Source organism: Rhodoplanes elegans (assembly GCF_016653355.1).
Classification (GTDB): Bacteria; Pseudomonadota; Alphaproteobacteria; order Rhizobiales; family Xanthobacteraceae; genus Rhodoplanes; species Rhodoplanes elegans.
In genome coordinates this window covers 1-14,404 of the sequence record NZ_NHSK01000160.1, presented here as the reverse complement: position 1 = coordinate 14,404, position 14,404 = coordinate 1, and the positions used below count along the sequence as shown (strand labels likewise).

General features: G+C 64.9%; 10 protein-coding genes and 3 pseudogenes. 7 read left to right on the top strand and 6 right to left on the bottom strand.

The annotated features are described in order from the left end of the window. The 3 genes from CCR97_RS20130 to CCR97_RS20120 form a co-directional block, all read left to right on the top strand. A partial coding sequence (locus CCR97_RS20130) for an IclR family transcriptional regulator domain-containing protein (RefSeq protein WP_207199528.1) occupies positions 1-475 on the top strand: 475 nt, incomplete at its 5' end. Positions 476-750: 275 nt separating this feature from the next. Next, positions 751-1,353 (top strand): GNAT family N-acetyltransferase, encoded by a 603-nt coding sequence (locus CCR97_RS20125; RefSeq protein ID WP_201159780.1) that lies wholly within the window; start codon positions 751-753, stop codon positions 1,351-1,353. Between the two features lie 154 nt (positions 1,354-1,507). Then, the gene (locus CCR97_RS20120; protein ID WP_111356071.1) at positions 1,508-3,115 is read left to right on the top strand and encodes an FAD-dependent monooxygenase; all 1,608 of its coding nucleotides are present in this window, start codon (positions 1,508-1,510) and stop codon (positions 3,113-3,115) included. A 687-nt stretch (positions 3,116-3,802) separates the two neighbouring features. Here CCR97_RS20120 and CCR97_RS20115 read toward each other — a convergent pair. The 4 genes from CCR97_RS20115 to CCR97_RS20100 form a co-directional block, all read right to left on the bottom strand. Then, entirely contained in the window at positions 3,803-4,138 is a 336-nt protein-coding gene (locus tag CCR97_RS20115; protein ID WP_146618662.1) for a hypothetical protein, read from the bottom strand. Positions 4,139-5,056: 918 nt separating this feature from the next. Continuing rightward, positions 5,057-5,455 carry an H-NS histone family protein gene (locus CCR97_RS20110; protein ID WP_111356059.1) on the bottom strand — a complete coding sequence of 133 codons (399 nt, stop codon included), beginning with the start codon at positions 5,453-5,455 and terminating at the stop codon, positions 5,057-5,059. 532 nt (positions 5,456-5,987) lie between these two features. After that, a complete protein-coding gene (locus CCR97_RS20105; protein ID WP_245428746.1) occupies positions 5,988-8,777 on the bottom strand; it encodes an EAL domain-containing protein in 2,790 nt (929 codons plus the stop codon). Positions 8,778-8,802: 25 nt separating this feature from the next. Further along, complete coding sequence (locus CCR97_RS20100; RefSeq protein ID WP_111356061.1) at positions 8,803-10,071, bottom strand: FecR domain-containing protein; 1,269 nt, start codon at positions 10,069-10,071, stop codon at positions 8,803-8,805. Between the two features lie 142 nt (positions 10,072-10,213). Here CCR97_RS20100 and CCR97_RS20095 point away from each other — a divergent pair, with 142 nt between their 5' ends. The 4 genes and pseudogenes from CCR97_RS20095 (at position 10,214) to CCR97_RS20080 (ending at position 13,385) form a co-directional block, all read left to right on the top strand. Then, entirely contained in the window at positions 10,214-11,980 is a 1,767-nt protein-coding gene (locus CCR97_RS20095) for a ShlB/FhaC/HecB family hemolysin secretion/activation protein (RefSeq protein ID WP_111356063.1), read from the top strand. A gap of 115 nt (positions 11,981-12,095) precedes the next feature. Continuing rightward, positions 12,096-12,188 (top strand): annotated as a pseudogene (gene tnpB, locus CCR97_RS32565) (IS66 family insertion sequence element accessory protein TnpB); the annotation flags it as partial. 66 nt (positions 12,189-12,254) lie between these two features. Further along, positions 12,255-12,476: pseudogene (locus CCR97_RS31835) on the top strand (transposase); the annotation flags it as partial. Between the two features lie 222 nt (positions 12,477-12,698). Further along, a complete protein-coding gene (locus tag CCR97_RS20080) occupies positions 12,699-13,385 on the top strand; it encodes a hypothetical protein (RefSeq protein WP_146618664.1) in 687 nt (228 codons plus the stop codon). A 126-nt stretch (positions 13,386-13,511) separates the two neighbouring features. On the opposite strand, the gene CCR97_RS20075 is transcribed toward CCR97_RS20080, so the two are convergent. Then, positions 13,512-13,976 (bottom strand): hypothetical protein, encoded by a 465-nt coding sequence (locus CCR97_RS20075; RefSeq protein WP_111356069.1) that lies wholly within the window; start codon positions 13,974-13,976, stop codon positions 13,512-13,514. Between the two features lie 243 nt (positions 13,977-14,219). After that, positions 14,220-14,404: pseudogene (locus CCR97_RS20070) on the bottom strand (GntP family permease); the annotation flags it as partial.

Here is a 14,404-nt window from a genome sequence, read left to right as displayed (position 1 = left end):
CGTGATCCTGTGCCGTCGCTTCCGCGACTGCGTTATGTGCGTGCACGAGGTGCGCGGAGACGCGCCCTACGCCGAGACGACCTACGAGCGCGGCGTCGCCATGCCGATGTTCGTCGGCGCGAGCTCCAAGGCGATCATGGCGTTCCTGCCCGACCGCCAGCTCAAGGCTGTCTACCTCGCCAACGAGGCGGTGATCCGCGCCTCGGGCCCCGCGACCTGGCCGGAGTTCAAGGCGCAGCTGCGGGAGATCCGCCGCCGCGGTTACGCGCTGACCGATTCCGAGGTCGCCAGAGGCCGAATCGGCCTCGCCGCTCCGGTCTTCCTGGACGATCAGGTGATCGCCGGCCTCAGTCTCGTGGTCACGACCTCGGTGATGACCCGCCCGGCCGTGGAGGCATTGGTGCCGACGCTCGTGGACGCGGCGCGGGCCGTGACCGACGGGGTGTCGCGTGACGCCGACGCTGTTCCACGTTGATGCAGCGTGATGCGTGTTGCCTTCCCCGACATCGACATCTACACCGGCACCGGCACCGGCACGATACGGCGATCCGTCGGTGCGATCCCACCGCCGAGAGCGTGCACCCGTACGCGCCTTGTCGTGATCCTCAATCTCGCCACGCGAGTGACATTGCGTATCGGCGCGATCAGTCGGACGCCTCGCGGGTTCGGTGAGCAGGGGGCGCGTCGCGGTCGCGCGTCATGCGGCGGCGCGTCGTGATCACGTCCACGTCACGGCTGCCGCGAGGACCGATGTTTGTCGACACGCCCAGGTACAGACTGCGGATGTTCTCCGAGGACGATCGTTTGGCTTTCGTCGCGTACCAGAGCGACCCACGGTATCTCGCTCTGTACGGACCGGATTCCGCGAGCCCGCGACACGCGCATGCATTGTTCGACAGGTTTCTGTCCTGGACCGAGGCCCGCGGCCCGAACCGGCAGGTCGGCGTGTTCGATCGGCGATCCGGGAGCCTGATCGGATGCGCCGGACTGCGGCGCGAAGGCATGCCGGCGCGAATGGCCGAATTCGGTCTCGAGCTCGCTCCCGACATGTGGGGGCGGTTCGCCGTGGCAGTCGAGGTGACGGCGGCTGTTCTCGATTTCGGCTTCGGTGAATCGGGCCTGCAGACCGTTATCGGCACCACGGCGAGCGAAAACCGGCGGGTGGAGCGGATCGCCCGCTGGTTCGGAGCGTCGGTCGTCGAGCGCCGCACGGGCCCTCGCTGGATGACGGAGCGGGGATGGGACGAGGTCGTCTGGGCTCTGACCGGCGACGCCTGGAAGGGCTCCCCGGGCCGGCACCAGCTGCAGCGACGCGAGTTGCTGCGGGTCGGCCGCAATTGGTCGACAGGGTGAGCACCCGGCGGCGCAGCAGGACGCGTTCTTCGCGTCGGGCAATGCAAGTGATGCAGGAGGGCAGGGCCGTGTCGCGACCAGCGAATGATAATCCTCGCGCGACGCCGGTCGCAACATCGGCACGGACGACGAACGCGTGTTGGTCCGGCGCGTGATGACCCGTCATCAGGTCGTGATCGTCGGGGCGGGACCAACGGGACTGATGCTGGCCGGCGAGCTGGCGCTGGCCGGCATCGACGTCGCGATCGTCGAGCGCAGACCGGACCAGGAACTCGCCGGGATGCGAGCCGGTGGCCTGCACATGCGGACCATCGAGGTGCTCGATCAGCGCGGCATCGGTGAGCGGTTCGTCGCCCAGGGACAGCGCCACCCCGCGCTGCATTTTCACGGCGCCTTCCTGGACATGACCGACGTCCCGACCAGGCGGAACTACTTCGTCGCGCTCTCGCAAAATCACATCGAGCGCACCTTGGCCGCGTGGGTCGGTGAACGCGGTGTGCCGATCTGGCGCGGACGCGAGGTCGTCGGTTTCGCCCAGGACGACGCCGGAGTCGACGTCGACGCGGCGGACGGGTTTCGCGCGCGGGCCGATTATTTGGTCGGCTGCGACGGCGCCCGCAGCGTGGTGCGGAAAGAGGCCGGCATCGCCTTCGCCGGCTGGGAGCCGACCAAGAGCTGGCTCATCGCGGAAGCGAGATGGACCCGGGAACCGGAATGGGGTGTCCGGCACGACGCCTACGGCACGCACGCTCTCGGTCGGATGGAGCAGTCTGATCAGGTTCGGATCGTGCTGTCCGAACGAGAGTTGACGGACGACCGTAATCCGACACTCGACGAGGTCCGTCGGGGGCTCGTCTCGGTTTACGGAACCGATTTCGGCATTCATGATTCTGTCTGGATGTCGCGATTCACCGACCGGTGCCGCCAGGCGGTCGCCTATCGGGACCGGCGGGTGCTGCTGGCCGGAGATGCCGCGCACATTCATCCTCCACTCGGGGGCCAGGGTCTCAACATCGGGCTGCAGGATGCGGTGAACCTGGGATGGAAGCTCGCCCAGGTTGTCGAGCGCACGTCTCCCGACGAGCTGCTCGACTCCTATCACGCCGAACGACACCCGGTCGCGGCGCGCGTCCTGCGGGACACGATGGCGGATGTGGCGCTTCAGCGCCCGGACGAGCAGACCAGGGCGCTCGTCAAGATCGTGTCCGAGCTCGCCAGGATGGACGAGCCGCGTCGGCACATCGTCGCGGCACGGTCGGGGCTCGACATTCGATACGACCTCGGCGACGGCCATCCCTTGCTCGGCCGCCGGGTGCCCGATCTCGCGGTCGACACGCGGGACGGACCGAGGCGCATCTTCGACTTCCTGCACGGCGGCCGGCCGGTTCTGCTCGTGTTCGGCGGGAGCGATGATCGCGATGTCACGTCGCGGATCGTCGCCGGTGAAGCGTTTGCGGAGATCGCGCCCTGGACGGATCGCGTGCCGGTGGTCACGGCGGAATATGCCGGCCCGTGGGATCTCCCAGCCGTCGGCGCCGTCGCCTCCCCTGCCGCCGTGCTGGTCCGGCCGGACGGCTATGTCGCGTGGGTTGGAGAGGGGCAAGGTCCGGCAGCGAAGCCACGACCCGATCAGAACCCCCAGCGGAACCTCGGACATGGTCTCTCGGCCGTGCTCATCGAATGGTTCGGGCCGCATGGCCGTGTCGTCGCGCCGATGCGGGTGGGATCGTGTGACCGCCCGTCGGAACCGCCACGCTCGTGAACGTCGCGTTCATTTCCGTCGGTATCGCTACAGCCGAGGCCTGTTTCATGAGCCCGCGCAGCGTGCTCGCCGCCCATCCGGACCCTGTTGCGGCACGAGCTGCCAGCTCGACCTCGGCGCGTCGCTGAATTGCGCCGGTGCTGCGGCCGGCGTGTCTGCTGCGATCCGGCGATAGTCAATGTGGTGAGCTCGGATTCCGCTTCGCCGATCGACCGCGCAAACAGAATGCGTCAGGACTCGAATCGGCAGCGCCGGTCAGCGCCTCGGGCCTTGACGCGGAGAACGAACCCGATTTTCCGGGGATGTTGCTCCACGGCACTGCACGCGATGCCGATCGGCACCGACCGCAAATCCGAATCAATACCAGCATTGCCGCGACAGCGATCAAGCACCGACCGCAATGCCGTGGAGCGTACGTCGACTATCCCAACCTAGTCGCAGGTTGGAGGACGTCAATCCGACATTCCTCGTAGTCGATGCGTCATAAGACATCGCGCCTACTCGGTCCGGCTGGAAGGCCGCTCTGAAGGGCGGCCATCGAGGTGCCGTATCAAAGGTATCAGAAGCGTGAATGTGACGTACAGCGCTGAGCTCCCTCGTTTCGACGCGCCTGTCAAAATGATGTGCCGATCCGGCTGATCGGTTCGCCTCGGGTCGACTAAACGGTGCGTCATCGCATGGCGTGCACTAATCTTCGGGTCTGCTTTGCCAGGACAGCGCGGCGTCCATCACGACCGAATAGAACCGCGTCTCCCAGTGGGTGGGCCAATCGTAGCCCTTCTCCACGAACTCGCCGGCATAATCGACGAGGGCCGACAAGCCACCCGGCGACGCTGGAGGTGCCGCGAGCATATCCCATGCCGCTGCGACGGCCGCTCTTTCCAGGTCCAGGACATGCAGACTCGGATCCGGAGCGGTCATCTCCCCGCTCGTTGCCTCGTCCGAGACATGGCGGGCCGCGAGAAAGGCGTAGTGCGCCAGTCGATGGCGCCGGATCGCCTCGAACACAGGATCGGGACGCATATGACACGCCGATAGTCTCAGCTCAAGACCTGATACTAACATCGCTTCGGGCGCGATCCGGTAGTGCTGCCCAGCTTCGGTGGGCGGCTAGCCTTGCAGGTTTTGCATGCTTGGTCTTCATGCCGGGGCTCGCATGCTCGACTCCGCGGCCATGGAGACGATGCGGCTCCGGGTGGGCTCGTGCCGCGGTCGGTGAGACCTGTTGAAACCCCAAGGCGTGTTCGCGAACGGTCGCAGCTCACCAGGAAGGCGCCGCGCCTTTCAACCGATCGATTTTGCGGGTGAACGTGACGGTGCGGCTCCCGACGTGCTGCCCGAGGCGCGACGTCGAAGTGCGAGCAGCATTCATCGATCGCCAAGACCAGCGTCAAAGGCCTCGCGACCGTGCTGAAACACTGCGCGCTGTCCGACGCCACGAAGACGTCCACCGTCTCGGACGACTTGCTGCCCAAGGTCGGGCCGCTGCCACGGCAGTTCGGCGACCGCGAGCCGGTCACGGTCGATCCGGATGGGGCGTCGACCGTCGGGCGCAAGTTCCAGTACGTCGACCAATCGACGAGAAAGCCCTGTCCAGGCCGGCGAGACGCTGAAACGGCGGGGTTTCGACACCCGAGACCGCGGTCGATCTCCTCGAAGACGCATCGGTCGCGTCGGGCGTCGGCGCGGCGCGCCCGGCGATCCTGAACAGGCCTCGGTTCGGTGTCGCCGGCGAGCGTCAGCGCCATGATCGGCAGTACCCGTCGTACCACTGGACTTGCCGCGGAGTCGGAGGCGAGGTCGGGATCCATACCGACGCGTCCACCGAGCCGGATCGATCGACACAGCTTGCGGAAGCGAGCTGCGCCCCGAGCCGGCACTGAAGGCGGCGTTGTGAACTCGCGCGCGAAGCCGCAGCCGTTATCCGGCGTACGTAAAGAATCATGCCGCCTTGCGTCGGCCGCTTTTCTTGGCGGCGCCGCGCTTGGCGCGTGCGGGCTTCGCCTCCTCCTTGCTCTCGTCGGCCCGACCGTCGGCAGCTTCGATCGCGAACTCGTCGAGGGAATGCCCCTCATCGAGGAGCGCCTGCAGCCACTTCGGCCGGGCGCCGCGACCCGCCCAGGTCTCCCCGTTCGGTCCGCGGAATCTCGGTTCGACCTTGATGCCCTTGAGCGTGCTCGGACCCTTGCCGGCGGGCCGCCCCGGACCACGGCGCGTGCCTTCGAGGCGTGCAAGCTGCTGGCGCAGGTCGCGGCTGCGCTCCTCGAGCTCGCCGTCGATCTCGCCGCGCAATGCCAGAAGCGAATCCACGTCCATGTTCGTCAAGTTCACCGAAGCCATAGCGTACTCCCGTTCCCGATCGAATCGCTTTCTCGATAATGATGACACTATCTTGCGCCGGTCGAGCAGAATCAAATGAAGTCGTAATCGGGCGTTGTGGATGCGTCCGGGATTGAAGGTATGGCGCGGCGCGGTACTCGGTGTTCTTTCACCGGCTGTGCAAGTGGTGCACGGGCCTCAAGCCCAGGGACTATCGGAGAATGTTCCGTCCAATCGCAAGCGCAGATGCTCGTCCCATAGCATGAAACATATGACGAAGGCCCGATAAACCGATGCATCATGAGCTGCTCCTCGTCGTTTCCGGCAGCCGGAACACGTGCCGGAGCCACGCGCGCCGCCAACCGGTCATCGCCTGTTCGACGGACCCGGCCGGCTTCGTGGTCGCTTTGGGCGAACCCGCATTCGGGGGACGTAATGCGCGGTGGTGCCGCCGGTTCCTCGCCCGCACCGAGCAGACGGATGTCGCCACTCGATAATCCAGAGCCGACAAAGATGTTTGTGAGCGTGACGAGTGAAGAACGGAAAGGACGATTCAGGCCGCATCAGGGACAAGCGAACCATTGCCGGTTTTGCGGCGTCCGCATTTCGCCGCGGCCAGAAACGCATGCTCGAACTCCGGCACCGAAAGGGGGCGGCCAAAGAGATAGCCCTGGCCGTTTTCGCAACCCATCGCGTGGAGCAGGTCCGCCGTCGCTTGCGTCTCGATGCCTTCCGCGATCACGTCGAGTTGCATCAGTCGGCTGAGCCGGATCGTGTACTCGACGATGCCGGCATCCACGGTGCCGGGCGCCAGCGCGCGCACGAAGGACTGATCGATCTTCAGCCGAGTCAACGGGAATTTCTTCAGGTAGCTGAGGCTGGCGTAACCGGTGCCGAAATCGTCGAACGCGATACCCACGCCGAGATTGCGAAGGCGCTGGAAGGTTTCGATGGTGCGATCATCGTCGTCGAGCAGGATGTTCTCCGTGACTTCAAGCTCGAGGTGTTCCGGCGACAGGCCCGAATCTGCGAGGGCGACCATCACCGATGCTGCGAGGTCGCCGGTCTTGAACTGCGACGGCGAAAGGTTGACGCCGATCTTGAGCTTCTGTCCCCGCTCTTCCCAGATCCCACCTTGCCGGCAGGCGGTCGTCAGAACCCAGGCTGCGACCTTTTCGCCGATCACGTTGGTGTTGACGGTCGGCATGAAGACGCCCGGCGAAATGATACCGCGAACCGGATGCCGCCAACGGATGAGCGCCTCGGCGCCAATCAGCAAGCCGTCGGCGAGGCGAACCTGCGGCTGATAGAACAGCTCGAACTCGCCTTGGACCAGCGCGCGGTCGAGCTCCGCAAGAAGCAGGCGGCGGCTTTCGAGGTCCAATTTCAGGCTCGGATCGAAGACGGCGTGCTTGTTGTGGCCGGAGGATTTCGCCTTGTACATGGCGAGGTCGGCGTTCGCCAAGAGTTCGTCCTGATCGTCGCAGTCGCGCGGATAGATCGACATGCCGATGCTGGTTTCGATCCGAATGCTCTCCCCAGCGAGCAAAAACGGCCACGTTTTGAAACTCGTGAGAATTCGTTTGGAGAGCTGCTCGGCGTCTTCGGCAAGGTCTGCGCCAATCAACACGATGGTGAACTCGTCGCCGCTCATGCGTGCCACAAAGCCCTCGGGGCCTACGATCTCCCTGAGCCGAGCCGCGACTTGGACGAGGAGCTCGTCACCGTACCGGTGACCCAGCGTGTCGTTGACGTCCTTGAAGCGGTCGAGGTCCAGCATCAGGAGCGCGATCTCGCGCTTGTGCGACGGCGCCCCTCGAATCGCCTGCTTCAGCTCTTCGTACAAGGCGTTACGGTTGGGCAGACCGGTGAGCGTGTCGTGTCTTGCGAGATAGAGGATGCGCTCCGTCCGGCGCTTCCGCTCGGACACGTCGCGTAGAATGGCGGCGAACTGCGGACCGTCGGCGTCGGTCCAAGAGGAGATGCAGGCATCGAGCGGGAACACCGTGCCGTCGCTGCGGCGCCCTTCCAGCTCGAGGGTTTTGCTTCCCGACCGTTCAAGCAACTCTGACAGCGCCGGCCGCATGGCCTGACGCGGCGCCTGACGACTCGGGTCATCCACCAGGATCGTGGCGAACGGTGTCCCCACCATGTCGGTTGCGCGGTAGGTGAAGATCGCTTCGGCTCCCGGATTCCAGAACGTGATCATGCCGCGCCTGTCGTAGAAGACGAGACCGTCCCCGAGTGCCATCGCCACCTGCTGAAAACGGCGGTCGGCGGCGGTCTGCAACCGCCGTCTCAGATCGAGCTCGTCGAGCGCCGCGACGACGATGTAGGCGAGCACGGTGAAATGCAGGAGCGAGGTGTCGGCGACCACAGGTGTGTTTGCCTGCAGTAGAACGGCCCCGAGTTCCGCCAGGAAGGAGATCGCGACCAGCAAGGCGGCGCGCCATGCGCCCGAGCGTTTGCGCCACAGCGCGGCCATCAGAATGGCGATCGCGACCGCCCCGGCGATCCCAATGGCCGGCGCGGTCGCCTGAAGTGTCCGGCCCTGGAGAACCGACTCGGTCGCGAGGGCCTGAAGAAGAGCGCCGGGAATGATCTGTCCATTGGGTACCTGGATGCGGTCGCCCAGCTCGACCGCCGTCGCCCCGACGATGACTTTCTTGTCCTTGAGGGACGAAAACAGCGCATCACCGCCGTCGAGCACGTCGTGATAAGAGAGTGTCGGCACCGAACCGCGGGAGATGCCAAAGTCGATCAGGAAAGAGCCGGGCGCCATCTTCCCGCCGCCGAGCAGCGTTGCCAGTGAGGGTAGAACGACGCCGTCGATCACATCGCCCCGCCGATAGCGGCGCAATACGCCATCCACATCGGCTTCGATGTTGACGCTCGCCGTCCACGACCATTGACCGAACTGTGGGAGGGGGCGATCCACGTAGAGCTTGTTGCCGTCGGTCCTCACCATCTGCTTGAAGCTCGGCAGGATGGTCGAGCCGCCGACGGCGCGTAAGGCAGCCTCGAAGGCATGGTCGTCGGTCGGCTTCGATGGCGAGCTGAAATCGATGTCGAAGGCGATCCCGGCAGCGCCCGCCCGGTCGAGCTTTTCCAACAGGTCCGCGTGCACGGTCCGGGGCCACGGCCAGACACCCAGCCGGTTGATCGATGGCGAGTCGATCGCCACCACGACCACGTCGCCGCTCGCCGGCCGCGACAGCAGCTCGAACCGAGTGTCCACGATCGCGTCCCGGACCACGCGATCGCCGCCGACAGCCACCAGAGAGAGCACTGTGGCGAGCGCGAGCAGGTGAGTGCCAATGTGTCGCAGGTCGGGACGACGCACGTCAGAGCTCGTTCATGATTTGGGATCAGTTCCGGCCGCGGCTGTTGCCGTTGCCGTTGCCGTTGTTGCCGTTGTGACCGTAAGCGTTGCCATTGCCGCCGCTATTGCCGTTGCCGGAGCCGTTGTTTCCGTTGTAACGACCGTAGGCGTATGCGTTGCCATTGCCGCCGCCGTTGCCGGCGCCGTTGTTCCCGTTACCGGAGCCGTTGTTTCCGTTATAACGACCGTAGGCGTATGCGTAGCCGTTCCCGCCGCCGAGGCCCGTACCACCGGTGGCGACGCTTCGGACCGCGCCGGCGTTCGTGCTGCCGATGACCGCGACGGCGGCGTTTCCACTGCCGGTATTACCGGTGTCATAGGTCTTGCCGATGCCGTTCCCGGGCACGACCTGTCCCGAGGTCCAGTAGGTCTTTGCTCCGGCAGTCCGGGCCTGACCAGGAGCCCCGCTGGAGCGTGCAAGACCGTCCGTGGCCCTTTGGACATTGAGCCTGACCTCGCCGAGCGGCGCGCCGATGCGCAGCGCCCCCTGGGCACGTCGCGCGTGCTGCGGGCCCGTCTTGACGCCGTCGGTCCTCAGTCCCGCGCTGCGGAGCACGTGCACGTGCTGTCCGGCCGGAGCCGCGCGCGGGGCGATCAGACCGCCACGTGGCACCGGGATGCTGTTGATCGACGGCATACGTCCAGCCCCGTTCTGCACCGGGCCGAGCACGCCGGCTCCCGTCAACGACAGGCCGGCGGGTCCGCGGGTCGGCACGCTCGCGCTCTGACCCGGCAGCACGGAGGCATGCTGGCCCGACCGCAAGTCCGCAACCGCGACCTCACCCTTCATGACGTCGACCTTCGCCGTCGCGTCGTTCAGGCTCACCCGGAACTGGGTGCCTTTGACGACCGCGGTGAGATACGGCGTCTCCACCTCGAAATGGGGAACGGCCTTGCGGTCGACCTCGAGCAGGATCGAGCCGGCCTGCTGGAGGATGGTGGTGGTGGCCTCGTCCTTCTGCTGGCCCGGAATGATCACCGACGAGTTCGGCGCGATCAGGATCGTGTCGCCGTTCCGCACGAGCAGCACGCGACCGTTCCGGCCGGTGCGGATGGTCTCGCCCGGCTTCAAAACCGAGGTGTCGCCGAGCGACGCCGGTTGCGCCGCCGTGCTCGTCACCCACACCTCTCCGGACGCTTTGCCGATCATCCAGTTCGCGGTCGGCGGGTCGGCTCGGGCGCCGGACAAGGAGAGCAGCGTGACGATCGAGGCGAAGACAATGCCTTTAACGCGTAACTGACCCGGACCGCGCATTGTGCCTACTCCACCCATATCACCGAGCTAGGCTAGCTCCGGACTGGAGTCGGTATATATACCTGATAGAATTTAACATTTCGCGATCGATCAAGGCGTCTAGACCGCCTTTGTTTAGGTGAACATTAACCATAGGAAGTTTATGCTTTCGGGTATGTGCCACTATGTTCGCAAGCAGACATTCGGTACGTCCCGCGAGCGCCGACGTCGCGTTTCGGGCGCGGCTGCCGTGTTGGGGGGTGCGCTCGTTTGCGCGATCATCAGCCCGGTTGCGGCCCAGCAGTCGGATCTCACCCGGACGCACCGCTGGTTCGAGACGTTCCAGACGGATCAACGCCGTGCCGCTCGTGCGCCGGCCGTGCCCGGGCAGACCATGGGCCCGGCGAAAGCCGATACGCGACCCTTTACGACCCTGTCCGCGATCGTCATCGAGGGGGCCGAACATGTCCCGGCCGATCTGATCGCCGCGACTTACCAGCCGTTTATCGGCCGGCGGGTATCGCAGGCCGATCTCGTCCAGATCACCGAACGCATCACGGCGCTCTATCGCGACCGTGGCTACCATCTCAGTCGCGCCATCGTGCCGCCGCAGGACGTGGTCGGCAATCGCATCCTCATCAAGGTGATCGAAGGCTGTATCACCGAGGTGGTGCTGAAAGGCGCGCGGGCCGAGCAGTTCGGCATCAGGCCGCTGCTCGCCGTCGTCGCCAGCGAGGATCCGTCACGCCGCGATACGCTGGAGCGCCAGCTTCTTCTCGCCAATGACATTCCGGGCGTGCGCATCGCCGACACGGCGATCGACGAGATCGGGGCCGGCACGGGCCGGTTCCGCTTGACCGTTTGGGCGGAGACCTGGCGGATCTTCACCGCACTCGACATGGACAACCGGGGGACCCCGGCCGTCGGCCCGCTGCAATCCTATCTCAATGCGAACCTGAACTCCGCCATGATCGGCGGCGACACGCTCGGCGTGAACGTGTCCAGCACGCCGGACGATATCCGCGAGCTCGCCTTCGGCCGCCTCTACTACACGGCACCGGTCGGCGACGCCGGCGCTCGCATCACGGCGAGCGGATCCTACGGCGCGATCCGGCCCGGCGATGAACGCAGTGTCCTGGACACGCGGTCCTGGGCCGAGACCTTCGAGCTGAGAGGCAGTGTGGTTCCCCTGCGGACCCGAGAGGCGTCCTTGTGGCTCACCGGAATCGGCACCATCCAGGAGGCATTCGAGGGTACGGCCTACGACATCAGTTTCCGTGACCATCTCCGCACCGTCGGGCTCACCGTGGACTATCAGCAGCACGATGCGCTGAACGGCTGGAACTACCTGACCTTCACGGTCCGGCAAGGCATCGATCTGTGGGGTGCCTCGCGTCGGGGCGACACCCTGTTGTCGCGCGATGACGGCGCGGGCGAGTTCACCAAGCTCGAGCTCGCCTACACGCGATACCAGCCACTGTCGGACGTCTGGTCGGTGAAGCTCTCGGCGTTCGGCCAATGGGCCTCGACGGGGCTGCTCGCCGTCCAGGAGCTCTATCTCGGCAGTATGTTCGGACGCGGCTATTTCGGCGTCGAGCTCTCGGGTGACAACGGCTTCGAGGCCGCGGCGGAACTCCGCTTCGACCAGACGCTGTCGAGCGAGATCCTCAAGGGCTATCAGCTCTACGGATTTCTGGATGGCTCGATGGTGTGGAATTTCCACAGCATCGACGGGGCGCCGCTGTCGCTGATGCTCGCCGGCGCCGGTGCGCGACTCTACTTGCTGCAAGACCTTCAGGTCGGTGTCGAGGCTGCCGTGCCGATCGAATACCGCGTCACCGTCGAGCCGCGGCCCGATCCGCGCCTGTTCTTCTATGTGGCCAAGACATTCAAGCTGTGTCCCGGGAGCGTCCAGCTGCGCTGCTCGTGAGTTGTCGCTCACTCCGGAGGGCAATCGCCACCGGTTCGCACAGGCCTCGGTGAAGCGGGTCGTTCGTCCTGCGGGGCGGCCTTTGTTCCCGGCCGAGCGTGCCGATCTGGTATAGCTGATCGTCTGGGACGGGACCGGCGTTTGTTCGTCCTCGAAGCGACTGGAGGACGATCACTTCCGCTGGCCGAATGTGCACGACGGCGCGGTTCGGCTGTCCGTCGCCATCAGTCTGGCGACTGCACCCGAAGACGTGTTGCCGAAAGTGCTTCCGCCCACGCCGGCCCTGAAGGTGCCGAGGAACGTGACCTTGCTGTTCCTGCCGTCGCGCTCGCCGGAGGTCGACCCGGTCGAGAACGTCTGGCAGTACCTGCGCGGCAACTGGCTCTTCAACCGCGTCTTCGACACCTACGACGACATCGTCGACGCCGCCTGCGACGCCTGGCGACGCCTCGTCGCACAGCCGGAGACCATCACCTCGATCGGAATGCGAGCATGGGGCTCACGTCGGTCAATCATGAGGGCTGTTGGTATAATTCTCGTTCAAATCGGAGTGGGAAATGTATATATAGCTACGGATTACAAGTAAAGGTGGTTGAATTCCCGAGGATAGACTGTATTATAACACCGAAATAAGGAATAATATTTAGTAAGGGAATATTTTTGCTTGTCCCTGGGGGGAGAGGCCGCTATCTGCGGGGCAATCACTTCGAGAGGTCGCATGGACAAGCAAAACGCGGACGCAACACGGGCCTTCGATCCGAAAAGGGATGCTGCAACCAGTTCTGCTCCTGTCGGCCGGCCCCGCCGGAAGCTGCCGAAGGAGATTTGGGACTGGGTGGGCGACATCGCGGTCTGGGAAGACGAAAACCTCGAAGTTTTCGAAGACCTCCTCGCTCGTGTGGCCGAAGACGCCGAGCCGAAAGGGCCGATCGAGTGGATCCTCGTCAGGGACTATGTGCTGGCCGAGTGGCGGATCCGGCGGATCTGGCGGCAACGCGACGTCATAGAACGTTTGGGACGTTTGCAAGCGGTCACGGAAGTGCTGCAACAGGGTTGTACGGACCCTCTCGAAGCTTTGATGATCGATCAGCTCGCCATAGCTTGGATAAATTACGAGAAGCCCAAATGCTTCGAAGCAAGGGTCATTCTCGAACGGCTCCGAATCTCCAAAGAAGATATCTACGCCTACGCCTCGATCATCATGGCCGGGAAGCTCGAGAACATCTCGAGGCAGGAGAGCCGCTTGTATGAACGCCGCAACGATGCCTTGCACCAGCTCGAGTCTCGCCGTTTCAATTGGGCACAACGGGTGAAACGGCGCTCCGCGGATGTGATCGACGCCAACTACGTCGAGGCGGACGTACCATCTTTGCCGCCCGGAGCACACGCCGTGGCGCCCTCGTGATGGGGTGGTGCAGTCTTGACGAACGACGCTCGAACCGAGGCCAATCGTCGGAATGCGAAGAAAAGCACAGGGCCACGCTCGCGTGCCGGTAAGGAACGGTCAGCGCGAAATTCCTTTCGGCATGGTTTAGCGGTTGCGATACGATCTCTCCCCGGCGCTGGCGAGCATATCGAGGCCTTGGCCCGTAAAATCGTCGAAGGTGACCAACGGCCGGCGGTTCTTGCCGCCGCACGTGAAATCGCGGAAGCCGAACTCGACCTCCGCCGCGTCCGCCGGGCTGTCGTGGCCGCGTCGCGAATTCGGGAGCAGGCTACGACAACCGCTTTGTACGAGGCCGCGATCGAACGGACGAAGCCGGACCATGACATCGCGGAGTTGGCTCGCATCCTCGCTCGCGCCCAGGGCCATCCGAAATACCGCGAGAGATTGACGGCCTCGGTCACTCGAGCGACCCGCGCCGAAAAGCTCGATGCCATCGACCGCTACGAACTCCGTGCCTTGTCCCGTCGCAGAACCGCTATTCGTCGCTTTGACGTCCTTAGGGCACAACTCGAATGTGAGTAATGCGACCATGCCGATCTCGTCCGCCACAGTCTGGATCGTCGAGGCCGGTGACACACCGTTGTCGCGCGGTGACGGCTCGGGCGAGTTCACCGAGATCGAGCTCGCCTACACACGGATCGAGCTCGCCTACACACGATACCAGCCGCTGTGGGACGCTTGGTCCGTGTAGATTCCGGCCTTCGGTCAATGGGCCTCGGCGGGGCTGCTCGCCGTCCAGGAGCTCTATCTCGGCATCATGCGCGAGGCGGCAATTTCGGCTCGCTCAGATCGTCAGAACGAGCCGAACACCATGCCGAGCCCGATCACGGCGGCGAGCGCCACGACGGCGCCGACGACCGCGACCATGACGATGTCGAGATAGCCCTCGCGATGCGTGGTGCCGCAGACGGCGAGCAGCGTCACCACGGCGCCGTTGTGAGGCAGGCTGTCGAGCGTGCCGGCGCCGATCACGGCGA

What these genes read in the sequence shown, in the direction of transcription:
- CCR97_RS20125 (WP_201159780.1), top strand. Translation starts at nt 751, where the DNA reads ATGTTTGTCGACACGCCCAGGTACAGACTGCGGATGTTCTCCGAGGAC.
- CCR97_RS20120 (WP_111356071.1), top strand. Translation starts at nt 1,508, where the DNA reads ATGACCCGTCATCAGGTCGTGATCGTCGGGGCGGGACCAACGGGACTG.
- CCR97_RS20115 (WP_146618662.1), bottom strand. Translation starts at nt 4,138, where the DNA reads ATGCGTCCCGATCCTGTGTTCGAGGCGATCCGGCGCCATCGACTGGCG.
- CCR97_RS20110 (WP_111356059.1), bottom strand. Translation starts at nt 5,455, where the DNA reads ATGGCTTCGGTGAACTTGACGAACATGGACGTGGATTCGCTTCTGGCA.
- CCR97_RS20100 (WP_111356061.1), bottom strand. Translation starts at nt 10,071, where the DNA reads ATGCGCGGTCCGGGTCAGTTACGCGTTAAAGGCATTGTCTTCGCCTCG.
- CCR97_RS20095 (WP_111356063.1), top strand. Translation starts at nt 10,214, where the DNA reads ATGCTTTCGGGTATGTGCCACTATGTTCGCAAGCAGACATTCGGTACG.
- CCR97_RS20080 (WP_146618664.1), top strand. Translation starts at nt 12,699, where the DNA reads ATGGACAAGCAAAACGCGGACGCAACACGGGCCTTCGATCCGAAAAGG.